At 44.9% G+C, this 23,905-nt stretch carries 19 protein-coding genes; 8 read left to right on the forward strand and 11 right to left on the reverse strand.

The annotated features are described in order from the left end of the window. Window positions 1-4: 4 nt before the first annotated feature. Window positions 5-1,963, reverse strand: coding sequence for a DNA topoisomerase (ATP-hydrolyzing) subunit B (gene gyrB, locus IDJ76_RS05360; RefSeq protein ID WP_191161546.1), 1,959 nt, complete (start codon window positions 1,961-1,963; stop codon window positions 5-7). Between the two features lie 252 nt (window positions 1,964-2,215). On the opposite strand from gyrB, the gene IDJ76_RS05365 reads away from it, so the two are divergent. Together IDJ76_RS05365 and IDJ76_RS05370 are read left to right on the forward strand one after the other, a co-directional pair. Further along, a complete protein-coding gene (locus IDJ76_RS05365; protein WP_191161548.1) occupies window positions 2,216-2,812 on the forward strand; it encodes an OmpH family outer membrane protein in 597 nt (198 codons plus the stop codon). Window positions 2,813-2,923: 111 nt separating this feature from the next. Next, complete coding sequence (locus IDJ76_RS05370) at window positions 2,924-3,394, forward strand: nucleoside deaminase (RefSeq protein ID WP_191161550.1); 471 nt, start codon at window positions 2,924-2,926, stop codon at window positions 3,392-3,394. Here the strand turns inward: IDJ76_RS05370 and IDJ76_RS05375 are convergent. From IDJ76_RS05375 to IDJ76_RS05395, 5 genes are all read right to left on the reverse strand, one after another. Further along, complete coding sequence (locus IDJ76_RS05375) at window positions 3,391-4,365, reverse strand: zinc-binding alcohol dehydrogenase family protein (protein WP_191161552.1); 975 nt, start codon at window positions 4,363-4,365, stop codon at window positions 3,391-3,393. The two genes, IDJ76_RS05370 and IDJ76_RS05375, sit on opposite strands and share 4 nt — an antisense overlap. A 14-nt stretch (window positions 4,366-4,379) precedes the next feature. Further along, window positions 4,380-5,159, reverse strand: a complete 780-nt coding sequence (gene kdsA, locus IDJ76_RS05380; protein WP_191161554.1) for a 3-deoxy-8-phosphooctulonate synthase — start codon at window positions 5,157-5,159, stop codon at window positions 4,380-4,382. Beyond that, entirely contained in the window at window positions 5,146-5,886 is a 741-nt protein-coding gene (kdsB, locus tag IDJ76_RS05385; RefSeq protein ID WP_191161556.1) for a 3-deoxy-manno-octulosonate cytidylyltransferase, read from the reverse strand. The genes kdsA and kdsB overlap by 14 nt, the downstream gene beginning before the upstream one ends. A gap of 8 nt (window positions 5,887-5,894) precedes the next feature. Beyond that, a complete protein-coding gene (locus IDJ76_RS05390; protein ID WP_191161558.1) occupies window positions 5,895-6,830 on the reverse strand; it encodes a KpsF/GutQ family sugar-phosphate isomerase in 936 nt (311 codons plus the stop codon). A 343-nt stretch (window positions 6,831-7,173) separates the two neighbouring features. Continuing rightward, window positions 7,174-7,590: an RNA-binding S4 domain-containing protein gene (locus tag IDJ76_RS05395; protein ID WP_191161560.1), complete on the reverse strand. Its 417-nt coding sequence runs from the start codon at window positions 7,588-7,590 to the stop codon at window positions 7,174-7,176. An 82-nt stretch (window positions 7,591-7,672) separates the two neighbouring features. On the opposite strand from IDJ76_RS05395, the gene IDJ76_RS05400 reads away from it, so the two are divergent. From IDJ76_RS05400 to miaA, 6 genes are all read left to right on the forward strand, one after another. After that, window positions 7,673-8,488 carry a 2,3,4,5-tetrahydropyridine-2,6-dicarboxylate N-succinyltransferase gene (locus IDJ76_RS05400; RefSeq protein WP_191161562.1) on the forward strand — a complete coding sequence of 272 codons (816 nt, stop codon included), beginning with the start codon at window positions 7,673-7,675 and terminating at the stop codon, window positions 8,486-8,488. A 60-nt stretch (window positions 8,489-8,548) separates the two neighbouring features. Continuing rightward, the gene (locus IDJ76_RS05405) at window positions 8,549-9,577 is read left to right on the forward strand and encodes a glycosyltransferase family 9 protein (protein ID WP_191161564.1); all 1,029 of its coding nucleotides are present in this window, start codon (window positions 8,549-8,551) and stop codon (window positions 9,575-9,577) included. After that, window positions 9,570-10,136: an L-threonylcarbamoyladenylate synthase gene (locus IDJ76_RS05410; protein ID WP_191161566.1), complete on the forward strand. Its 567-nt coding sequence runs from the start codon at window positions 9,570-9,572 to the stop codon at window positions 10,134-10,136. Before IDJ76_RS05405 ends, IDJ76_RS05410 begins: the two co-directional genes overlap by 8 nt. Window positions 10,137-10,193: 57 nt before the next feature. Then, window positions 10,194-11,606: a CCA tRNA nucleotidyltransferase gene (locus tag IDJ76_RS05415; RefSeq protein WP_191161568.1), complete on the forward strand. Its 1,413-nt coding sequence runs from the start codon at window positions 10,194-10,196 to the stop codon at window positions 11,604-11,606. Window positions 11,607-11,644: 38 nt separating this feature from the next. Further along, window positions 11,645-12,301 (forward strand): IS1096 element passenger TnpR family protein, encoded by a 657-nt coding sequence (locus IDJ76_RS05420; protein ID WP_191161569.1) that lies wholly within the window; start codon window positions 11,645-11,647, stop codon window positions 12,299-12,301. A 67-nt stretch (window positions 12,302-12,368) separates the two neighbouring features. Beyond that, window positions 12,369-13,292: a tRNA (adenosine(37)-N6)-dimethylallyltransferase MiaA gene (miaA, locus tag IDJ76_RS05425; RefSeq protein WP_191161571.1), complete on the forward strand. Its 924-nt coding sequence runs from the start codon at window positions 12,369-12,371 to the stop codon at window positions 13,290-13,292. Between the two features lie 23 nt (window positions 13,293-13,315). Here the strand turns inward: miaA and rfbA are convergent, their stop codons facing one another. From rfbA to rpoB, 5 genes are all read right to left on the reverse strand, one after another. Beyond that, entirely contained in the window at window positions 13,316-14,179 is an 864-nt protein-coding gene (gene rfbA / locus IDJ76_RS05430; protein WP_191161573.1) for a glucose-1-phosphate thymidylyltransferase RfbA, read from the reverse strand. A gap of 14 nt (window positions 14,180-14,193) precedes the next feature. Continuing rightward, window positions 14,194-15,051, reverse strand: coding sequence for a dTDP-4-dehydrorhamnose reductase (rfbD, locus tag IDJ76_RS05435; protein ID WP_191161575.1), 858 nt, complete (start codon window positions 15,049-15,051; stop codon window positions 14,194-14,196). 65 nt (window positions 15,052-15,116) lie between these two features. After that, on the reverse strand, window positions 15,117-15,428 hold the full coding sequence (locus tag IDJ76_RS05440) for a DUF3467 domain-containing protein (protein ID WP_191161577.1): 312 nt from the start codon (window positions 15,426-15,428) through the stop codon (window positions 15,117-15,119). 66 nt (window positions 15,429-15,494) lie between these two features. Further along, on the reverse strand, window positions 15,495-19,781 hold the full coding sequence (rpoC, locus tag IDJ76_RS05445; RefSeq protein WP_191161579.1) for a DNA-directed RNA polymerase subunit beta': 4,287 nt from the start codon (window positions 19,779-19,781) through the stop codon (window positions 15,495-15,497). Window positions 19,782-19,918: 137 nt separating this feature from the next. Then, complete coding sequence (gene rpoB, locus IDJ76_RS05450; protein ID WP_191161582.1) at window positions 19,919-23,722, reverse strand: DNA-directed RNA polymerase subunit beta; 3,804 nt, start codon at window positions 23,720-23,722, stop codon at window positions 19,919-19,921. Window positions 23,723-23,905 lie beyond the last annotated feature (183 nt).

Here is a 23,905-nt window from a genome sequence, read left to right on the forward strand (position 1 = left end):
TATCCTATGTATCTATACGTGCGTATTTGGCGTTCTTCTCAATGAATTCGCGGCGGGGGGCCACTTCATCACCCATCAGCATACTAAAGGTATGGTCGCACTCGGCAGCGTTTTCTATGCTTACCTTTTTGAGTGTGCGGTGGGCGGGGTTCATGGTGGTATCCCATAATTGCTCGGCGTTCATCTCACCCAAACCTTTGTAACGTTGTATATGTACGCTATCTTCTTTACCCTGCCCTTTCAAACGCTGTACAGCTACATCGCGCTGCTCATCGTTCCAGCAGTATTCAAATTCTTTACCTTTCTTAACCTGGTAAAGTGGCGGCGAGGCAATGTAAACATAGCCGCTTTCAATCAGCTCTTTCATATAACGGAAAAAGAACGTAAGGATCAGTGTAGTAATGTGCGATCCATCCACGTCCGCATCCGTCATAATCACAATTTTGTGATAACGTAGTTTGACCAAATTCAATGCCTTATCATCATCAGGTGTACCGCGGCTAACGCCCAAACCGGTAAACATGTTCTTGATCTCCTCATTCTCGTAAATCTTGTGCTCCATGGCCTTCTCCACATTCAGGATCTTACCACGTAAGGGCAAAATAGCCTGAAATTCGCGGTTACGGCCCTGTTTAGCAGTACCACCCGCCGAGTCGCCCTCTACCAGGTAAAGCTCACATAAAGAGGGGTCGCTGTTAGCGCAATCGGATAATTTACCCGGCAGGCCAGAGCCTCCCATCACACTTTTACGCTGCACCATTTCGCGTGCTTTACGCGCTGCGGCACGGGCTGTAGCGGCAAGGATAACCTTGTTTACGATCATGCGGGCCTCTTTAGGGTGTTCTTCCAGGTAATTACCTAAAATCTCACCTACAGCCATATCTACCGCACCCATTACCTCGTTATTACCTAACTTACCTTTAGTTTGACCTTCAAACTGCGGCTCCTGTACTTTTACAGAAATTACGGCTGTTAAACCCTCGCGGAAGTCATCGCCGGTAATTTCTACCTTCATGTTCTTCAGCAAGCCTTCTTTATCCGCGTAACTTTTTAACGTACGGGTCAGTCCCCTGCGGAAACCGGCTACGTGCGTACCGCCTTCAATGGTATTGATATTATTTACGTAAGAGTGTACGTTCTCGGTATAGGTATCGTTGTACTGCAAAGCCAGCTCAACCGGGATACCTTGTTTGATACCGTCCAAATAAATCGGCTCTGGTATGATAGAGGTACGCGTACCATCTAAAAATTTGACAAACTCGCTTAAGCCGCCTGTCGAATAAAATTCCTCCATCGGGAAGCTTCCATCTTCCTCGGGCTCGCGCTCGTCGGTTAGTGTTAAACGGATCCCTTTATTTAAATAGGCCAGCTCGCGTAAACGGGCAGCCAGCGTATCAAACTTATATTCGGTAGTTAGGGTAAAGATTTCTGAATCGGGCTGGAAAGTTTGGGTGGTACCGGTACGGTCAGATACACCAATCTCCTTTACCTCGAACAATGGTTTACCCTGCGAGTATTCCTGCGTAAATACCTTTCCCTCACGTTCAACAACCGTTTTCATGTGAATGGATAGTGCGTTAACACAACTTACACCTACACCGTGCAAACCGCCCGATACCTTGTAAGTATCCTTATCGAATTTACCACCTGCGTGCAGTACCGTCATTACAATTTGTAGTGCCGATACCTTTTCTTTTGTAGTGATACCGGTTGGGATACCCCGGCCGTTATCTACAACAGTTATGGAGTTGCCTTTATGGATGGTCACGTTAATGGTATCACAATAACCGGCAAGGGCCTCATCTATCGAGTTATCAACCACCTCGTAAACCAAGTGGTGCAAGCCTTTAACGCCTGTATCGCCAATGTACATCGAAGGCCTTTTCCGTACGGCTTCTAAACCTTCTAAAACTTGAATATTATCCGCTGAATAATTTGATTTATCCTTATTTTCTTCGCTCATATTATATTTAAACAATAACACAATCCCGGGTTGGGGTCCTGTACACAAAAATACGATTTTAGCTTTACATATCTGCTATATGCCAATAGCAAAACGATTTATCGCCATTGTTTACACCTATTTTTTTATCAACACTTTAACTAAAAATCCACATACCACGCTCCATTGGCTGCATACATACATTTAGTGATCTTAATTAGGAAACTTGTACCGAAAGATTATCTTTGTCAAAATTTTTTTACGATAAACACAATGAAAATCAAGACGTCAATTGTTGCAAAATCAGTTTTAATACTATCAATTGCTGCAAGTGTTGCTGCCTGCAACCAAAATAAACCAGAAACTAAAACTGCTGCTGCAGCCCCATCTGAAGTGGTTGGCAAACAGGATGTAGTTTTCTTTAACCAGGATTCGGTTGTATCTCAATACGATTACATCAAGGATATGGACAAGCGCCTTGATGCTAAAGGTAAAGCTGCACAGGCCGATGTACAATCGCGCCAGCAAGCCATTCAGCGCGAAATTGCCGAATACCAAAAAAATGCCGCTACCATGAGTGCCGAGCAACGTGCACCTATCGAGCAACGCCTGCAACGTAAGGGACAGGAATTTCAACAATACCAGCAAAATGCCGGTGCGCAGGTTCAAAATGAGCAGGTTGCAGAGCAAACTAAACTTTACGAAAAATTGGTTGACTTTACTAAAGCCTTAGCTAAAGAAAAAGGTTATAAAATGGTGTTAACCTTTAAAAAAGGCGACCCGACCGTAATGTACGGTGATGCGAGCCTGGATGTCACTGCTGATGTGATCAAAGGATTGAACGCCGCCTACGCTAAAGACAAGAAATAGTAGATGTGCAAATATGCAGATGTGCGAATGTGCAGATGCCTGTTAAATAAATAAAGATTATTGAAACCCCGGCCATTGGTTGGGGTTTCTTATTGAACAAGATATTGATATATGAAACACGAAGACTTTATGCAGATGGCTATCGACCTGTCTGAATATAACGTAAAACAAGGATTGGGCGGCCCCTTTGGTGCAGTTATTGTAAAAGACGGAATGGTGCTTGCCCGCAGCGCCAACAAAGTAGTGCCCACTAACGATCCAACTGCGCATGCCGAGGTATCGGCCATACGACTGGCCTGCCAGGAACTGGGGAGTTTTAACTTAGAAGGTTGCGAAATTTACACCAGTTGCGAACCCTGCCCGATGTGCCTGGGCGCCATTTACTGGGCGAGGATAGATAAGATCTACTACGCCAATACCAAGGCTGATGCCGCCGCAATAGGCTTCGACGATCATTTTATTTACGATGAACTGGATAAGCCGATGGATAAGCGCAAAATGCCTTTTGTGCAATTAATGCGCGACGAAGCCCAGTCTGCCTTTAAGCTTTGGGAAAATTCGGAATTGAAGACGGATTATTAGGAATTAGTAGTAACAACTATCTTCCCGCCGGCCCGGTTGCTATCCATTAATTGATGGGCCGCCTGAATATCGGCAAGATTAAATACTTTACCAAGACTCAGTTTAATTGCTCCGCTTTCAACATCGTTTATGAACGATTGGAAATGCTCTTTGCCTGCTTTAACCTGGCCGGAATCATAAACGGTCAGGCTTACCGTAGCTGGTATAAATTCCATGGGTGCAAAGTCAGCAACAGACCATTTCTCTGCCAGCATCCCGGTCATACAAACCGAGCCGCCCGGTGCTGCACTGGCTAAAGAATCCTTAAGCGTAACGGTACCAATCAACTCTAACACCTTATCAACTCCCGTTGGATATACCTCCCTTACTTTTGAAGCAATTTCGCCGCTATCTATAATAACATTTTGTGCGCCGTTATCGGTAAGCATGGCTTTCCGTCCGTCATCACGGGTTGTCGCGACAACCTTTACTCCGCTTTGCTTTGCCATTTGAGCGGCAAGCAAACCTATGGAAGAAGTACCGCCGCGAATGAGTAGTATGTCTCCGGATTTTATTTTAAGCGCAAGATGCAATGAGCCATATACTGTTTCAAACATCTCGGGCAAGGCCCCTAATTGATCCCACGCAAGGTGGCTTTTAAATGGATAAAGCAATTCTTTTGGCAACAACGTATATTCTGCATAGCTGCCGTCAAAATCACGGCCCATACCACCCATGCAGGCTGCGACCTTTTGCCCCGGTTGATACTGGCCGCTGGGGTCGTTATCTACCACACCTACGCACTCGATACCCAATACCCGCGGAAATTTGACGTTGGGAGAGTAACCCTTACGGGTCATCAACTCGGACCGGTTTAAGCCGAACGCCATCACTTTTACCAATACCCAGCCATCCTTAATAACAGGTAACGCCCTTTCTTCGATCACCAAATTCTCCGGCCCTCCCGGATTGGATATTACTGCGGCTTTCACGGTATGCTATTTATTTAGTTTATCAACGACTTTATCAGCTCTTCCAGATCATTCAAAAACAACATGTTCGGGCCGTCGCTTAGGGCATGGTCGGGATCTGGGTGGGTTTCGATGAAATAACCGCTGGCACCAAATGCTTTTGCGGCATGGGCCATATTCGGTACGAATTTTCGGTCGCCGCCGGTTTTGCCGCCTGCACCGCCGGGGCGCTGTACCGAGTGGGTACAATCCATACACACGGGGTAGCCAAATTCCTTCATATCATAAATGTTCCGGAAATCTACCGCGAGATTGTTATAACCGAAAGAGTTACCACGCTCCGTTAAAATGATCTGCTCGTTACCGGCCTCCTTTACCTTTTGTGCCGGGTAAAACATATCCTGACCTGATAGGAACTGTGCCTTTTTAACATTTACCACTTTGCCTGTTTTAGCCGCGGCAACCAACAGATCTGTTTGGCGGCAAAGGAATGCCGGGATCTGCAAAATATCTACCACCTCTGCAGCAATAGCCGCCTGATAGGGTTCATGGATATCGGTTGTTACCTCCAAACCAAACTTCTCTTTCACCTTGTTCAGCATCTCCAAGCCCTTTTCAATACCCGGCCCACGGTAGGCACTGATGCTGGTACGGTTGGCCTTATCAAACGATGATTTGAACACCATGGTAACCGGATACTTGCTTTTAATTTCAGCTACCTTACCGGCAACGGTGTATAAAAGATCCTGGTTTTCCATTACGCATGGGCCAACAATAAAAAAAGGTTTTTCGGTGATGTCTTTATACAATGCCATTGTCTGCAATTTTTTTACGCGCATGCTCCAGGTCCTCCGGGGTATCTACCCCCTTTTCGAAACCGGCCACTGCTATCATTTTTATTTTATAGCCATTTTCAATGGCCCTTAGTTGTTCTAATTTTTCTGATGCCTCTAAAAACGATACCGGCAGCTTTACAAACTCCGGCAAAAAGCTTGCCTTATAAGCATATACCCCCATGTGCTTTTTATAAGCCGAGGCATCGTCTAATATCGTATCCCTTGAAAACGGGATGGCGTAACGCGAAAAGTATAGGGCAAAGTCGTTCATATCGGTAACTACCTTTACCAGGTTGGGGTTGTGCAGCTCATCAAGGTCCGCTACCGGGGCATAAACACTGCCCATATCTGCACCGCTTTGCTGCAAAGCAGTTATTAATCGGTCAACTATATCCGCATCAAAAAACGGTTCATCGCCCTGCACGTTGATCACCATATCGCAGGGAATAGTTGCAGCAACCTCGGCTATCCTGTCCGTACCGCTGGGGTGATCTTCGCGGGTCATGAGTACATTGTTGGTGAACGTTTTGCAAACGTTAAATACCTCATTACTATCAGCCGCTATCCAGATCTCCTGGTGTAGTGTAGACTTTAAACATGCTTCGTAAACGCGTTGGATGACAGGCTTACCGCCAAGGTCAAGCAGCATTTTCCCCGGCAAACGGGTCGACTTTAAGCGGGCGGGTATAACTATGATCGTTTTCATGCCCTTACTTAAACCTGATTAAAGATCTGGTAAATACCTGTTACCCTGTTGCCCGCATTGCGGATAAGTAAGGTAGTGATCTTACGCTCCATCATCAGTTCTTCCGCATCGTAAACCAGTTCGGTTTCATCAACCATAATCGGCGTGGCGTTCATGATCTCTGTAATGGGCATGGATTGAATGTTTGGATATTTCACTAAGCCACGACGCAGGTCGCCATCAGTTATCACACCCTCTACCTTACCTGCCGAACCTACTACCACCATGCCCAGTTTCCCTTCCGACATTTTTAGCACCAGTTGGGTAAACGTAGCATCTGCTTCGATAAAAGGCAGCGCATCGGTACGCATCAGGTCTTTGACCTTAACTAACAATTTGCGGCCCAGCCTGCCGCCGGGATGAAAGCGTGCAAAATCAGCCGGACTAAAATCCCGCAACGTCATCAGCGCGACGGCTAAGGCATCGCCCATCACTAAGGTAGCTGTAGTTGATGATGTAGGGGCCAACTCCAGCGGGCAGGCCTCCTGTTTTACGTTTACGTTAAGGCAATGATCGGCGTTTTTAGCCAGGGTTGATTGCGTATTGCCGGTAATGGCAATGAATTTATTTTTATTCCATTTCAAAAATGGGATGATCTTTAAAACTTCTTCGGTTTCGCCCGAGTAGGATATCAGCATCACGATGTCATCGGCAGCTATCATCCCCAGGTCGCCGTGAAAGGCTTCGGAAGGGTGCATGAAAAAGCTGGGTGTGCCGGTGCTGGTAAAAGTAGCAGAGATCTTACGGCCAATGTGGCCCGATTTACCCATTCCACACACTACCAGGCGGCCCTTGCTTTCCATTATAGCCCGGGCGGTTTGGGTAAACTGCTCGTCTATCATGCCGGCAACGTGCTGCAGCGAGGCAATCTCGATATCGAATACTTTTTGGGCTATACTTTTCATATAAGCTGTAACAGCTTAAGGGTACTAAACTGGCTGCAATATTACTCAATAAATTTTAGATGTGGTATGTGTCTGCCGCGTGGCAGCCGGCTAAAAAAAATCCAATTCCATCTTTCTGCTTACGGAGAAAGGGTGGTCAAGCGAAGCAATGACCGGGTGAGTTGACTCCCCAGACACAGCTTTTGTACCGGCATAGTGTTCCGCTTAAAATGGAACAAAACGGAACACTTTTTTGAAAAACGGAACAGGCAGCGGAACACCCGGCGGAACACGTCACTGTACCCCCCCTCTTTCGGCTTGCGGAGAGAGGGGGGTCGAGCGGAGCAATGACCGGGTGAGTCGGTTACTCCTCTTCCTTCTCCGGCGCTTTATCAAAAAAGTTGTCTTTCAGGTCGTCTGTTTCGCGGCGGTCGCGCTTGGTGGGGCGGCCTGCGCCTCGGTCGCGTTTTAATACCGGTGCATGGAACATTGATTTAAAGGCCGTGGTTTGCTCAACCGGGGTTATGTCCTGGTAGTAATCTACCGCTTTTTTAGCATCAACCCTATTCTCTAATAAACCGGCAACCATGATCACTTTACGGTCGGGCCCTTTCGAGATCTGGTAACGCTCCCCTATCTTAACTTCATGCGATGCTTTGATGTTATTGCTTTCTAACTTAACGCGCCCGGCCTTGCAGGCGTCCGACGCCAACGTGCGGGTTTTAAACATGCGTATGGCCCACAAATACTTATCTATCCTTAACTTTTCCTTTTCAGCCATGTTGTATTATAATATCTGATACTTCAATTGAAACAAATCTCCTTAAAAATCCTTTAATTTGACAAAATTTTATATTACATAGATGATCGAGCTTAAAAAAATGATTGAGGATGCCTGGGATAACCGCAGCCTTTTGAGTGAAAACGACTATATCAACGCCATTGAGGCTGTAATTGAACGCCTGGACAAAGGCGAAATACGTGTTGCCGAAATGATCGGCACCCGCTGGCACACTAACGAGTGGATCAAAAAAGCGGTGATCCTTTACTTCCCTACCCGCGCTATGGAAGAGATCAAAACCGGCCCCTTCGTATTCCACGATAAAATGAAACTAAAAACCGACTACAAGCAAACCGGTGTACGCGTTGTGCCGCATGGTATTGCCCGTTACGGTGCTTACCTGGCTAAAGGCGTTATCATGATGCCATCGTACGTAAACATTGGCGCTTATGTAGATGAAGGTACCATGGTTGATACCTGGGCTACAGTAGGCTCATGCGCGCAAATTGGCAAGCATGTTCACCTGAGCGGCGGTGTGGGTATTGGCGGTGTATTAGAGCCTATTCAAGGGTCGCCGGTAATTATCGAGGATAACTGTTTCCTGGGTTCCCGCGCTATTGTTGTTGAAGGTGTGCATGTAGAGAGCGAAGCCGTTTTAGGCGCTAACGTGGTATTAACCGCATCAACCAAAATTATCGACGTAACAGGCCCTGAGCCGGTTGAATATAAAAGCTTTGTACCGGCACGCTCGGTGGTGATACCGGGTTCATACACTAAAAAATTCCCGTCTGGCGATTACCAGGTGCCTTGTGCCCTGATCATCGGCAAGCGTAAAGAATCTACAGATAAAAAAACATCCTTAAACGATGCTTTACGTGAAAATAACGTAGCAGTTTAAATATGAGATGTGAGATATTAGATTTGAGAATAGCCTCACCTTTATACTCATAAAGGTACCATGGCCCCTGTCTCAAATCTCAAATCTAATATCTCCAATCTTAAAATCCTGATCAGGCTGCCTAACTGGCTGGGCGATGTGGTAATGAGTACCGCATTTGTGCGGGCTGTTAAGCAGTTTTACCCGGATGCCACTGTTGATATCATTATCAAACAGGAGCTGGCCAGCATCGCGGCGCTTATCCCCGGGGTTAATCGCGTATTCTCATTTTCCAAAAAACAAAACAGCGGCCTGAGCGGCGTATTTCATTTTGGCAAGGCACTGCGCAAACACCAATACGATATATTTTTTAACCTGCCGCATTCGCTATCATCGGCAGTATTGGCGTGGTCAACCAGGGCCAAAAAGCGGGTAGGGTTTAATAAAGAGGGCGGCTTTTTCCTGATGACCCGGTCCTACAAAAAACCGCTTAAACTGCACCGGGTAGAGGAGTACCTTTCGCTGTTAGAGAACTTTACCGGACAACCCGTTACCGATAAACAGGTGAACCTGAACAGCGGGCAATGCCTTATTTTTAAACAGGATGCCATCCTCATCAACTTTAATTCGGAGGCAACCTCCCGCAGGATGCCCATGGATAAAGGGCGCAAACTGATTACTAATTTATTGGCGGCTTTTAAAGGTGTTACGCTGGTTTTCGTCGGCGCACCGGCCGAACGTGATTTTATTGACGAAATGATTGAAGTTGTAGACCAGCCAAACAGGCTGCACAACTATGCAGGCAAAACCGACTTGCAGGGGCTTGTAAATTTGATGGCCGGCTGCAAGGTGGTGCTTAGTACAGATTCGGGCCCGGCGCACCTGGCAAACAGTATTGGTGTACCTACGGTAGTATTATTTGGTGCGGGTGATGAAAACAACACCGCGCCTTACAACAAAAAAGTACTATCTGTACTCCGCTACGGCCAGCTGGAATGCGAGCCATGTGTACGCAATACCTGCGAATTGTACGGTGTGCCCAAATGCATGGAGCTATTAGATGAAATAAAAATAATAAATGCATTAAGTTTGCACCTGAAAGATGCTTAAAGACGAAGTAAACAAAGCCCTTAAAGTGGTTCAGGATGGCGGCATTATCCTTTACCCTACCGATACCATTTGGGGTATTGGCTGCGATGCCACGAATACCGAAGCCGTAAAAAAAATCTACGCCCTAAAACAGCGGGCCGAAAGCAAAAGCATGATCATTTTGCTGGATGTTGATAACAAGCTGCAAAGCTATATCAACGAAGTGCCGGATATAGCTTACGACTTGATGGAATATGCCGAACACCCGCTTACCCTGGTCATGCCCGGTGCCAAAAACATTTCACCGGCCCTGATAGCCGAAGACGGAAGCGTTGGCGTAAGGGTAACCGCAAACCCGTTTTGCCAGCAGCTCATACAGCGGTTGCGTAAGCCCCTGGTGTCTACATCGGCCAATATCAGCGGCCAGCCATCGCCCGAGTATTTTGGTAAGATAGACCCCGAAATCATCGATGGGGTAGATTATGTGGTGGATATTGACCAGCACAGCATGGAGGTTAAGCGCCCATCGACCATTATGCGGCTCGACCCAAGCGGTAGTTTCCAATTTATTCGCCGTTAATTTTAATATCATTAAATTTGCCCTGTTCCACATAAGCTGCGGTGCGGCTTTATCTCTATGAAACAACACCTGCAACACCCGGTATTTTCTGTCATATCTAAACTTGCTGCCGATAAGAACTTGCAGGTATATGCCATTGGCGGGTACGTGCGCGATATTTTTTTAAAGCGGCCCTCAAAGGATATTGATATTGTTGTTTTAGGCAACGGTATTGATTTTGCCGAGGCGGTAGCCGCAAAGCTTAACGTAAAGGTATCGGTATTTAAAAACTTTGGTACCGCTATGCTGCGCTACCAGGATGTGGAGGTGGAGTTTGTAGGGGCCCGCAAGGAAAGCTACCGTTCAGACTCGCGCAAGCCAATTGTAGAGAACGGTACGCTTGAGGACGACCAAAAACGCCGCGACTTTAACATCAACGCACTAGCCATTGCCCTCCACCCTTCCCAATACGGCGAGCTGATTGATCCGTTCAACGGCATCGGCGACCTGGAGCATAAACTGATCCGCACGCCGCTAAACCCGGTAGAGACCTTTTCTGACGACCCCTTGCGCATGATGCGGGCAATCCGCTTTGCAAGCCAGCTTAACTTCCGGATAGATGACGAAGCTATCGAGGCAATAAAAAGCAACCTGCACCGCATTAAAATTGTATCGCAGGAGCGTATTACCGACGAGTTGAATAAGATCATCCTGTCGCCCACTCCTTCCATCGGTTTTAATTATTTGTTTGATACCGGGATGCTGGATCTTATCTTTCCGCAAATGGTGGCGCTTTACGGTGTAGAGATCATCAACGGCAAAGGGCATAAGGACAACTTTTACCACACGCTGCAAGTATTGGATAACATCTGTGAAGCAACCGACGACCTTTGGTTGCGCTGGGCCGCTATTTTGCATGATATAGCCAAACCGCCTACCAAACGCTTTGAGCCCGGCCACGGGTGGACGTTTCACGGGCACGAAGATAAAGGCGCGCGCATGGTGCCTAAGATCTTCGCGCAACTTAAATTACCGCTTAACGAAAAGATGAAGCTGGTACAAAAATTAGTACAGCTGCATTTAAGGCCCATAGTGCTATCGCAATCTATTGTAACAGATTCGGCAGTGCGTAGGTTACTGTTTGAGGCGGGTGATGATATTGAAGGGCTGATGCTATTATGCAAGGCAGATATCACCACTAAAAACGAATACAAGGTTAAAAAGTACCGGCAAAACTTTGAATTGGTGCAGCAAAAGCTGAAAGATGTGGAAGAACGCGACAGTATCCGAAACTGGCAGCCGCCAATTACCGGGCTGGATATTATGCAGCTTTTTGGGATTAGTGAGGGGCGTGAAGTAGGGATTATTAAGAACAAGATCCGCGAAGCGATACTGGAAGGCGAGATCCCCAACGACCGAGAAGCGGCAATTACGTTCACAATTGCAAAAGGGCAAGAAATTGGCTTGAAAGTTGTTGCAACCACAAATTAAATTATCATTACTATTTTTGACAAAAAACTACCACAATAATGGCACTATACAGGTTCAGGGTTACATTTGAAGATTATGATGAAGTATCGAGGGATATCGATGTAAAATCTAATCAAACATTTGAAGATCTGCACAAAGCAATCCATCAATCTACCGGGTATAACCCTGAATTCCCGTCTTCTTTTTATATCAGTAATGATCAGTGGATGAAGGGAGAAGAGATCACTTATCTTCCAAACCAAAAACGCATCGACCGTAAAATTCCGCTGATGGAAAAGATAAAACTGAGCAGTTTTATTGACGATCCGCACCAGAAATTCTATTACACCTTCAACTTCGACAGGCCATTTGATTTCCATGTAGAATTGATGAAGATCATTCTGGACGACGCGCCGGGTGTAACCTACCCTGCGGTTGTACGCTCGGTTGGCGATGCCCCTAAGCAATTCGGTAACGTATTTAATCCCGATGCCGCCGCAGTGGATGACCCTGGAGAAGAAGACCTGGACTTTTTACATGAATTAGCTTTTAACCCTGAGGATGCCGAAGATTTCTCTGAAGTAACCGATACAGGTGTAGATGAAGGTGATGACAAGAAAGTAGAAAGTAACGATGAGGAAGAGGACGAGTTTGGCTTTGGCGATGACGCAGAGTTTGAGGACGAAGACAAACCCGGCCGCCACGACGACTATTAATATTTAAAAGCATATTTCTATTTTAGTCCATGGCCCCCCATAAACTATGGGCCGTGGACTAAAAATTATGAACAGCGTATTTACCCAACCCACCCTTATCGTAATTGCCGGCCCAACTGCTTCGGGCAAAACGGCGGCGGCTATACAACTGGCTAATCATTTTAATACGGTTGTGGTATCGGCCGATTCCAGGCAGTTTTACCGGGAAATGTCTATCGGTACAGCTAAACCCAACTCAGCCGAATTAGCTGCGGCCCCACATTATTTTATCGACTCCAATTCCATTACCGAACCATTTTCTGTTGGTGATTTTGAGAAACAATGCCTGCATTTATTGGGCAATCTTTTCAAAGAGCATCATGTGGTGATACTGGCCGGCGGATCGGGCCTTTTCATTAAGGCTATTACGGAAGGGTTTGATAACCTGCCAAGTGCGGATGAAATTACCCGCAACAAGCTAAACACCGAGTTAACCGAAAAAGGCATAACCGTTTTACAGGAGCGGCTTAAAGCGGTAGACCCTATATATTATAACGAGGTTGATTTGAACAACCCACAGCGTATTATACGGGCCTTGGAAGTGTACGAAACTACCGATAAGCCTTTCTCCTCTTATCTTACGGCTACAGCTAATAAACGCCCCTTTCATATCATCAAATTAGGTTTGGATATGGATAGGGCTGTATTATATGACCGTATCAACCGCCGTGTAGATCTGATGATTGAGCAGGGACTGATTGAAGAGGCAAAAAGCCTGCTGCCCTACCGCCATGTAAATGCACTGAATACCGTTGGCTATAGCGAACTATTCGATTATTTTGACGGACTGACCGACTTGCCTATGGCTATAGCAGCTATTAAACAAAATACCCGCCGGTTTGCTAAAAGGCAGCTTACCTGGTTCCGGAAGGATAAGGCGATGATTTGGCTGGATGCAGCTGATGCCGACCTGTCAAAAAAAATGCTGGAGGCTATTAGCCACCAGCATTAAATATTATCGCTCAATTAAACAATCTACTCGTCTAATAATGATTGCAGGTACAAGCCATATCCGCTCTTACGGTATCTTTCTACCAGCACTTTCAGTTGTTCATCGTCAATAAAGCCCATCAGGTAGGCCACCTCTTCAATACAACCAATCTTGCGCGACTGGCGTTTTTCTATCACGCGTACAAATTCAGTAGCATCACTTAACGAATCAAACGTTCCGGTATCTAACCAGGCGGTGCCCCTATCCATTACGCCTACGCTTAGGTTACCCTGCTCCAGGTAAACCTTATTTACATCAGTTATCTCGTACTCACCACGCGGCGACATTGGAATATTTTTAGCAATCTCGACAACTGTATTATCATAAAAATACAAACCAGGTACAGCGTATTTAGATTTTGGATTGGTAGGCTTCTCTTCAATTGATAAGGCTTTAAAACTTTCGTCAAACTCCACCACTCCGTAGCGTTCAGGGTCGGCAACAGGATAGGCAAAAATCGCAGCACCTTCGATATCGTTAAAGCTTTGGATCAGCCTGCTAAAGCCCGAACCGTAAAAAATGTTATCGCCTAATACCAGTGCGACCTTATCATCGCCAATAAATTTTTCGCCAATAACAAAGGCCTGGGCAAGACCGTTTGGCACTTCCTGTATGGCATATTCAAACTTACACCCCAGGTCAGATCCATCGCCCAGAAGGCGCACAAAGCCGGGGTTATCTTCTTTGGTAGTGATGATCAATATCTCGCTGATACCGGCAAGCATTAAAACCGATAAGGGGTAATAGATCATCGGCTTATCGTAAATAGGCATTAATTGCTTACTTATCGCCTTAGTAATGGGGTAAAGCCTCGTGCCCGAGCCACCTGCTAATATGATACCTTTCATGTTGTTTGTTGTTATTATTGCTTTAACCTGCCGATACAAACCTGCAGGCTATCCCTCCAATAAGGGATATCTATGTTAAATGTTTTCTTAATTTTAGTCTTATCCATAACCGAATAGGGCGGCCTTACTGCGCGTGTAGGGTACTCGCTGGTGCTTATAGGCAATACTTTGGTATTTGTGCCCGATAAATCGAAGATAGCTTTGGTAAAATCATACCACGATGCTACTCCCTCATTACTGTAATGATACACACCATAAGCCGTGCTATCTGAGTTGATTACAGTTAAAATAGCATTAGCCAAGTCCATTGCATAAGTTGGTGTGCCTATCTGGTCGGCAATTATTTTTAACAGATCGCGTTCGGCACCTAATTTGAGCATGGTTTTAACAAAATTGTTAGCAAATTCCGAGTATAACCATGCCGTACGTAAGATGAAGTAACTATCTGTTAAGCCCGGTATAACCAATTCGCCGTCGAGCTTGGTTTGGCCATAAACGCCTATCGGTTCGGTCGCGTCCTCCTCATTTAACGGGCTTGCTTTATCGCCTTTAAACACAAAATCGGTAGATACCTGTACCAGTACAGTATCATGCTTTTTGCACAGCCTGGCAATATTCTCTACACCTGTTTTATTTACACTGGTAGCAGCATCTACATCATCCTCCGCTTTGTCTACAGCTGTATACGCGGCACAATTAATAGCATGGGTGGGGGTGTATTTGGCAAATACCTGTTCCAGCGCGGCTACGTCTAAAATATTTGCTTCGCCTTCTGCCGGGAAGATCAGGTAACCGAGGTTATCATCTGCCGCTATTTTTTTAAAGCATTGCCCTAACTGCCCCGACGCACCAAAAACTATAATTTTTTTCATCTAAATTTCTTTATTTTTTGCTAATTATCACTCAATAATAGATAATTCAGCTTATATTTTGCAGTTTACGCCTGGCCCATCGTGCCGCCGAAATTCATCGGAAAACCGGTTGGGTCATTTGGGATTTTTACACCGCCGTTAGCAGCCTCAAACTTCTCGATATTATCTGCCAGGGCAGATAGCAAGCGCTTGGCATGCTCGGGCGTAAGGATGATCCTCGATTTCACTTTGGCCTTGGGCACACCCGGCATCACGCGGATAAAATCCAGTACAAATTCTGAGCTGGAGTGGGTGATAATGGCAAGGTTAGCATATACGCCTTCGGCAACTTCTTCAGACAATTCAATATTTATCTGGGCTTCGTTTTGTTCTTCCATAGCACTAAAATAGCAAAGCCTTCTATTTTCATAAAAGGCTTTGCAAAAGTATCTAAAAAAATCTGATTAAGCTTCCACTTCTTCAGTTTTTGAGGCCATCAGGCGATCAAATTCTTCCTGAGAACCTACGCGGATATTATCGTATTCGCGTAAACCTGTTCCTGAAGGAATTAAGTGACCAACAATAACGTTTTCTTTCAAGCCAAGCATTAAGTCTTTCTTACCCGCTATAGCTGCTTCGTTCAGTACCTTGGTAGTTTCCTGGAACGATGCTGCAGAGATAAACGATTTTGTACCTAATGATGCCCTGGTAATACCTTGTAACATCGGGCTCGAGGTTGCGGCAATCGCATCCCTTACTTCAACCAATGCTAAGTCTTTACGTCTTAACACGGAGTTTTCATCCCTAAGCTTGCGCAATGATATGATCTGTCCGGCTTTTAATGTAGCGGAATCACCTGGCTCCACAACAACCTTTTTATCAAACATTTCGTCATTCTCTGTCATAAAGTCCCAGCTATCTACTGCTTCTCTTTCCAAGAAACGGGTATCGCCGGCATCTTCAATGGCAACCTTTTGCATCATCTGGTGAACAATCACCTCAAAGTGCTTATCGTTGATCTTTACACCCTGTAAGCGGTAAACTTCCTGGATACCGTTAACAAGATATTCTTGTACCGCAGCAGGGCCTTTAATAGCAAGGATATCTGCCGGAGAGATAGAACCATCAGACAATGGCATACCTGCCTTAACAAAGTCGTTATCCTGTACCAGGATGTGTTTAGACAATGGCACCAGGTATTTTTTAACCTGCCCGTCTTTACTTTCAATCGTGATCTCGCGGTTACCACGTTTCACACCACCTAAAGTTACCACACCATCAATTTCGGTTACTACAGCCGGGTTAGATGGATTACGTGCTTCGAATAACTCGGTTACACGTGGTAAACCACCTGTAATATCGCGCGTTTTACCTGTAGAACGAGGGATCTTGGCAATAACCTGCCCGGTTTGTAGTTTCTCACCTTCTTCAACAGAAATGTGGGCACCTACCGGGATGTTGTAACCTTTGATCACGTTACCTTTGTTATCAATTATCTGAATAACAGGGTTTTTTGTTTTATCCCTGGTATCAATAATAACCTTTTCACGGTGACCTGTTTGCTCATCGCTTTCTTCACGAAAAGTAATACCTTCCAATACCGCCTCAAACTGGGTTGCACCGGCAAATTCAGATATGATAACCGCATTGTACGGATCCCATGAACAGATACGGTCGCCTTTAGAGATGGTAGCACCATCCTTAACATACAGGTATGAACCGTAAGGGATGTTGTTGGTTACAATAACTTTGTTGGTGCCTGCCTCAATGATACGGAACTCGCCTGAACGACCCAATACCACGTCAACATTACCTTCATCAGTTTTATAATCAACCGTACGTACGTTCTCAAATTCAATAACACCATCAAATTTAGCGTTGATCTGTGACTCGGCCGCAATATTTGATGCCGTACCACCCACGTGGAAGGTACGTAACGTTAACTGTGTACCCGGCTCACCGATAGACTGTGCAGCAATTACGCCAACAGCCTCGCCCATTTGCACGCGTTTACCGCTTGCAAGGTTACGGCCGTAGCATAAAGCACAAACACCACGTTTGCTTTCGCAAGTTAATACCGAACGGATCTCTATACCTTCTAAAGGTGAGTTCTCTATTTTCTTACCAATTTCTTCGGTGATATCTTCACCTGCGGTAAGTAATAATTCGTTTGTTATAGGATCGTGAACATCATGCAGAGTTGTACGGCCCAAAATACGGTCGTATAACGGCTCCACAACATCCTCATTATCTTTTAATGCAGTTGTATAAATACCTCTTAAAGTACCACAATCAACTTCACCAACAATCATATCCTGTGCAACGTCATGTAAACGACGGGTTAGGTAACCAGCATCAGCTGTTTTTAACGCCGTATCCGCCAAACCTTTACGCGCACCGTGGGTAGAAATGAAGTACTCTAATACCGACAAACCTTCTTTAAAGTTTGAAAGGATAGGGTTTTCAATGATCTCGCCACCTGAACCTGATTTTTGAGGCTTAGCCATCAAACCACGCATACCTGCAAGCTGACGGATCTGCTCTTTAGAACCACGTGCACCTGAGTCAAGCATCATGTAAACCGAGTTAAAGCCCTGGTTATCGTTGCTCAGGATGTTCATCACATTCGCGGTTAAGCGGTTGTTGATACGTGTCCAGATATCGATAATTTGGTTGTAACGCTCGTTGTTGGTAATGAAACCCATGTTATAGTTACCCATAACATCCTCCACTTCTTTTGAAGCCTGAGCAATCAGTGTCACTTTTTCTTCGGGAATGTTAATATCCTTCAGGTTAAATGATAAACCACCCTGGAATGCCATACGGAAACCTAACTCCTTAATATCATCAAGGAACTGGGCAGCGCGTGCCATACCGGTCATCTTAACCACCTCGCCAATAATATCACGCAGTGATTTTTTGGTCAATAGTTCGTTAATGTAACCAACTTCTTCTGGCACGTGCTCGTTAAATAGCACGCGGCCAACAGTAGTTTCAATTATTTTTGATACGATGACACCATCGCGATCTTTAATTTTTCCTTTAACCTTGATAAAGGCGTGCAGGTCAATCTTTCTTTCGTTATAAGCGATAATAACCTCTTCAGACGAGTAGAAAGTTAAGCCCTGGCCTTTTACAATACGCCCCTCATCAGTTTTACGGCCTTTGGTTATGTAGTACAAACCAAGCACCATGTCTTGTGAAGGTACTGTAATTGGCGTACCGTTAGCAGGGTTAAGAATGTTGTGAGATGCAAGCATCAATACCTGGGCTTCCAAAATTGCTGCGTTACCCAGTGGTACGTGCACAGCCATCTGGTCACCGTCAAAATCCGCGTTGAAGGCGGTACAGGTTAAAGGGTGCAATTGTATCGCTTTACCTTCAACCAATTTTGGCTGGAAGGATTGGATACCCAATCTGTGCAACGTAGGTGCACGGTTTAATAATACCGGGTGTCCTTTTAATACATTCTCTAATATATCCCACACTAATGGGTCTTTACGGTCAACTATTTTCTTGGCAGATTTTACTGTTTTAACCACACCACGCTCAATCATCTTACGGATGATAAATGGTTTGAATAACTCAGCAGCCATATCTTTAGGTAAACCGCACTCGTGTAGCTTCAAGTTTGGACCTACAACAATTACAGAACGTGCCGAATAATCTACACGTTTACCTAATAAGTTTTGACGGAAACGGCCTTGTTTACCTTTCAGGATATCTGAAAGTGATTTTAAAGCACGGTTACCTTCAGTTTTAACCGCGTTAACTTTACGTGAGTTGTCAAATAACGAATCTACGGCTTCCTGTAACATCCGTTTTTCGTTACGTAAAATAACTTCCGGTGCTTTGATCTCGATCAAACGTTTTAAACGGTTGTTACGGATAATTACACGGCGGTATAAATCGTTCAAATCGGAAGTAGCGAAACGGCCACCTTCCAATGGTACTAACGGGCGTAATTCAGGAGGTATAACCGGTACGATCTTAACGATCATCCATGACGGGTTATTCTCGATCCTTGTAGCCGCACCACGGAAAGCCTCAACAACCTGTAAGCGTTTTAAGGCTTCGTTTTTACGTTGCTGTGAAGTTTCGTTAGCTGCCTGGTGGCGTAAGTTGTATGAAAGCTCATCTAAGTTGATGCGCTTTAACAACTCTTCTAATGCCTCGGCACCCATTTTAGCCACAAATTTCTGTGGGTCTTTGTCGTCAAGGTATTGGTTTTCTTTTGGTAAAGTATCCAATATATCCAGGTACTCTTCTTCTGTCAGGAAATCCATTTTAGAGATCCCGTCAGATTCTTTGATACCCGGTTGTATTACTACATAACGTTCGTAGTAAATGATCAGGTCAAGCCTTTTTGTAGGCAAGCCCAACAGGTAACCAATTTTATTTGGCAACGAGCGGAAGTACCAGATATGCGCAACAGGCACCACCAAATTGATGTGGCCCATACGCTCGCGGCGAACTTTCTTCTCGGTTACCTCAACACCGCAACGGTCGCACACGATACCCTTGTAACGGATACGTTTGTATTTACCGCAATGGCATTCGTAATCTTTCACCGGACCAAAAATACGCTCGCAAAACAAACCATCACGCTCAGGTTTGTAGGTACGGTAGTTAATGGTCTCAGGTTTTAAAACCTCACCGCTCGAACGCTCCAAGATAGATTCCGGAGAAGCTAAACTGATGGTAATGGTGGTGAAATTACTCTTGATTTTATTATCCTTTTTGTAAGACATAGTCTCCCTTTTTTTTAATTGTTGAATTAGCGATTTAGTGAATTGGTGAATTTAATCACCTGCTTTACTCAAATTGGATTAGTGAGCGAATGAACGGATGTTGAAATCACTAATTCACTCACTCACTAAATCACTAATTATTCTAACGTGATATCCAAACCTAAACCTCTTAATTCATGAACCAATACGTTGAATGATTCCGGAACTGATGGTGTCGGCAGGTTTTCACCCTTAACAATAGCTTCATAAGTTTTGGCACGGCCGATAACATCATCCGATTTAACGGTTAATATTTCCTGCAGGATGTTTGAAGCACCAAATGCCTCTAATGCCCAAACCTCCATCTCACCAAAACGCTGGCCACCAAACTGTGCTTTACCACCCAATGGCTGTTGTGTAATAAGTGAGTACGGGCCGATTGAACGGGCGTGCATCTTATCATCAACCATGTGGCCCAGTTTAAGCATGTAGATAATACCTACAGTGGTTTGCTGGTCAAAACGATCGCCGGTTAAGCCGTTGTATAAATAGGTACGGCCAGATTCCGGTAAGCCTGCCTTAGTGATCCACTCCTCTACTTCGGTATGGCTTGCACCATCAAAAATAGGGGTAGCAAATTTAACACCCAGCTCTTTACCTGCCCAACCTAACACGGTTTCATAGATCTGGCCCAAGTTCATACGTGAAGGTACACCCAGTGGGTTCAACACAATATCAACCGGCGTTCCGTCTTCTAAGAAAGGCATATCCTCGTCACGTACAATACGTGCAACAATACCTTTGTTACCGTGGCGGCCCGCCATTTTATCACCTACTTTAAGTTTACGCTTTTTAGCGATGTAAACTTTAGCCATTTGTACGATACCTGATGGCAGCTCATCACCCACACTAATAGCGAATTTGTCGCGACGATAAGCACCCAGTTCTTCATTAACCTTAATGTTGTAGTTATGAAGCAAAGTTTTTATCTGATCGTTCTTCTCGTCGTCAGTAGTCCATTTAGTTGGGTTGATGTTTTCGTAGTTCAACTCCGTCAGGATCTTCTGCGTGAATTTAACACCCTTAGCTACATAAAGCTCTTTGTAAACGTTGTAAACACCTTGTGATGTCTTACCGTTAACAATCTCAAATAACTTTTCGATCAAAGTATTTTTAAGATCTTTTACTGCCTTATCGTGTTTAATATCAAGTTTCTCTATCTGTGCTTTTTCTTCGGCCTTAGTAGTTTTTTTAGCACGTGAGAATAATTTAGTATCAATAACAACACCTGCGATAGACGGCGGGGTTTTTAAAGATGCATCTTTAACATCACCTGCTTTATCACCAAATATAGCGCGCAGTAATTTTTCTTCCGGTGAAGGGTCTGATTCACCTTTTGGAGTGATCTTACCTATCAGGATGTCGCCTTCCTTAACCTCTGCACCAACACGGATGATACCGTCTTCGTCAAGGTCTTTGGTAGCTTCTTCAGATACATTAGGGATATCCGGTGTCAATTCCTCTTCGCCGCGTTTAGTATCACGTACTTCCAGCTCAAACTCTTCAACGTGCAATGATGTAAAGATATCCTGAGACACAACGCGCTCAGATATTACAATCGCATCCTCAAAGTTGTAACCTTGCCAAGGCATGAATGCCACTTTAAGGTTACGGCCTAATGCAAGCTCGCCATTTTGGGTAGCGTAACCTTCACAAAGTACTTCACCTTTAGTAACCCTTTGGCCTTTCTTAACAATAGGTTTCAGGTTGATGGTAGTGCTTTGGTTGGTCTTTTTAAACTTGGTTAACAAGTAGCTGCGTGTATCGCCATCGAAAGAGATCAAACGATCCATTTCGTTACGGTCATATTTAATTTTGATCTCGTTAGCATCAACATACTCTACCACACCATCGCCTTCGGCGTTGATCAGGGTACGAGAGTCTTTTGCTACGCGGCCTTCCAAACCTGTACCTACAATTGGCGCCTCGGGGCGTAACAACGGTACAGCCTGGCGCTGCATGTTAGATCCCATCAATGCACGGTTAGCATCATCATGCTCCAAAAACGGAATTAATGATGCCGCGATAGATGTGATCTGGTTAGGAGCAATGTCCATCAGATCCAGCTTATCCGGGTCGATAATAGGGAAGTCACCTTCAAAACGTGCCTTAACACGTGGGTTAGCGAATACACCTTTATCATCGTAATAAGCATTTGCCTGGCCAATGGTTTTACCATCCTCATCCTCTGCAGATAAGTAGATAACAGGCTCATCAACCTGTACTTTACCATCAACCACTCGTTTGTACGGTGTTTCGATAAAGCCTAAGTTGTTGATCTTGGCGTGTACACAAAGTGATGAGATCAAACCAATGTTCGGTCCTTCGGGAGTTTCGATGGTACATAACCTACCGTAGTGGGTGTAGTGCACGTCACGAACCTCGAAACCTGCACGCTCACGCGACAGACCGCCGGGGCCTAAGGCTGACAGACGACGCTTGTGCGTGATCTCTGCCAGTGGATTGGTTTGGTCCATGAACTGTGATAACTGGTTAGTTCCGAAGAACGAGTTGATCACAGATGATAGTGTACGTGCATTGATCAGGTCGGTTGGGGTGAACACCTCGTTATCACGAATGTTCATCCGCTCACGAATGGTACGGGCCATACGTGCTAAACCAACACCAAATTGCGCATAAAGCTGCTCACCAACGGTACGCACACGACGGTTAGACAAGTGATCAATATCATCCACCTCAGCTTTTGAGTTGATTAATTTGATCAGGTACTTAACAATCGCAATGATATCCTGCTTGGTTAATACTTTTGTTTCGTCAGAAGTATTCAGCTTCAGTTTACGGTTGATGCGGTACCTGCCCACATCGCCCAAATCATATCTTTTATCTGAGAAGAATAAACGATCGATTATACCACGAGCGGTTTCCTCATCAGGTGGTTCGGCGTTACGTAACTGGCGATAGATATGCTCCACCGCTTCCTTCTCAGAGTTCGATGTATCTTTTTGTAATGTATTGTATATAATAGTATAATCACCGCTGGTTGAAGCATCTTCCTTATTCAGGATGATAGTCTTCACACCTGCATCAATGATCATATCGATATGGTCATCTTCCAATACGGTTTCGCGCTCAAGGATGATCTCGTTACGGTCAATAGATACCACTTCACCGGTATCTTCATCCACAAAATCTTCTACCCATTTTTTAAGCACCCTTGCAGCAAGCTTACGGCCAATGAATTTCTTCAGGCCCGATTTGCTTACCTTCACTTCATCGGCCAATTCAAATAATTCTAAGATATCTTTATCAGAATCATAACCAATTGCACGAAGCAGCGTAGTAACCGGGAATTTCTTTTTACGGTCAATGTAAGCATACATTACGTTATTAACGTCTGTAGCGAACTCAATCCATGATCCTTTGAAAGGGATAACACGGGCCGAGTATAATTTTGTACCGTTAGTGTGACGGCTCTGGCCGAAGAACACACCTGGCGAACGGTGTAACTGTGATACAATTACGCGTTCGGCACCGTTGATAACAAATGTACCTTTAGGTGTCATATAAGGGATAGTACCCAAATAAACATCCTGTACAATTGTTTCAAAGTCTTCGTGCTCTGCATCGTTACATGACAGGCGAAGCTTTGCCTTTAACGGCACGCTGTAAGTTAACCCGCGTTCAATACACTCGCGTATATCGTAACGTGGCGGATCAATAAAATAATCAAGAAACTCTAAAACAAAGATGTTCCTTGAGTCAGAGATCGGAAAGTTTTCGGCAAATACTTTAAACAACCCTTCTTTGTAGCGGTTGTCTGACGTGGTTTCCAATTGAAAAAATTCCTGGAAAGATTGTAACTGAACATCCAGAAAATCGGGGTAATCAAGTACCTTTCTGCTGGTTGCAAAGTTTACTCTTTGGTTATTGTTGTTTGCCAAGGTATTATAATTTTAGTTTTATTAAACCTGTGTTAGACATGAGATATCGGATTGGAGCCTTAACTCAAAACCCTGCTTATTATGAACGTGAGACCTCATATCCCCTATCTCACGTTTTAAATCTAACCGTTATAAACAGCAATAGACCCCGACCAAAAATGGTCGGAGTCTGATGCTATTTTG

The organism is Mucilaginibacter glaciei, assembly GCF_014773245.1.
Taxonomy (GTDB): domain Bacteria; phylum Bacteroidota; class Bacteroidia; order Sphingobacteriales; family Sphingobacteriaceae; genus Mucilaginibacter; species Mucilaginibacter glaciei.

Bases quoted from the DNA above. Each gene is read 5' to 3' on its own strand.
- miaA (WP_191161571.1), top strand. From the start codon at position 12,369: ATGAACAGCGTATTTACCCAACCCACCCTTATCGTAATTGCCGGCCCA.
- gyrB (WP_191161546.1), bottom strand. From the start codon at position 1,963: ATGAGCGAAGAAAATAAGGATAAATCAAATTATTCAGCGGATAATATT.
- IDJ76_RS05370 (WP_191161550.1), top strand. From the start codon at position 2,924: ATGAAACACGAAGACTTTATGCAGATGGCTATCGACCTGTCTGAATAT.
- rfbA (WP_191161573.1), bottom strand. From the start codon at position 14,179: ATGAAAGGTATCATATTAGCAGGTGGCTCGGGCACGAGGCTTTACCCC.
- IDJ76_RS05405 (WP_191161564.1), top strand. From the start codon at position 8,549: ATGGCCCCTGTCTCAAATCTCAAATCTAATATCTCCAATCTTAAAATC.
- IDJ76_RS05410 (WP_191161566.1), top strand. From the start codon at position 9,570: ATGCTTAAAGACGAAGTAAACAAAGCCCTTAAAGTGGTTCAGGATGGC.
- IDJ76_RS05395 (WP_191161560.1), bottom strand. From the start codon at position 7,590: ATGGCTGAAAAGGAAAAGTTAAGGATAGATAAGTATTTGTGGGCCATA.
- IDJ76_RS05365 (WP_191161548.1), top strand. From the start codon at position 2,216: ATGAAAATCAAGACGTCAATTGTTGCAAAATCAGTTTTAATACTATCA.
- IDJ76_RS05390 (WP_191161558.1), bottom strand. From the start codon at position 6,830: ATGAAAAGTATAGCCCAAAAAGTATTCGATATCGAGATTGCCTCGCTG.
- rfbD (WP_191161575.1), bottom strand. From the start codon at position 15,051: ATGAAAAAAATTATAGTTTTTGGTGCGTCGGGGCAGTTAGGGCAATGC.
- IDJ76_RS05420 (WP_191161569.1), top strand. From the start codon at position 11,645: ATGGCACTATACAGGTTCAGGGTTACATTTGAAGATTATGATGAAGTA.
- kdsA (WP_191161554.1), bottom strand. From the start codon at position 5,159: ATGGCATTGTATAAAGACATCACCGAAAAACCTTTTTTTATTGTTGGC.
- IDJ76_RS05400 (WP_191161562.1), top strand. From the start codon at position 7,673: ATGATCGAGCTTAAAAAAATGATTGAGGATGCCTGGGATAACCGCAGC.
- rpoC (WP_191161579.1), bottom strand. From the start codon at position 19,781: ATGTCTTACAAAAAGGATAATAAAATCAAGAGTAATTTCACCACCATT.
- kdsB (WP_191161556.1), bottom strand. From the start codon at position 5,886: ATGAAAACGATCATAGTTATACCCGCCCGCTTAAAGTCGACCCGTTTG.
- IDJ76_RS05415 (WP_191161568.1), top strand. From the start codon at position 10,194: ATGAAACAACACCTGCAACACCCGGTATTTTCTGTCATATCTAAACTT.
- IDJ76_RS05440 (WP_191161577.1), bottom strand. From the start codon at position 15,428: ATGGAAGAACAAAACGAAGCCCAGATAAATATTGAATTGTCTGAAGAA.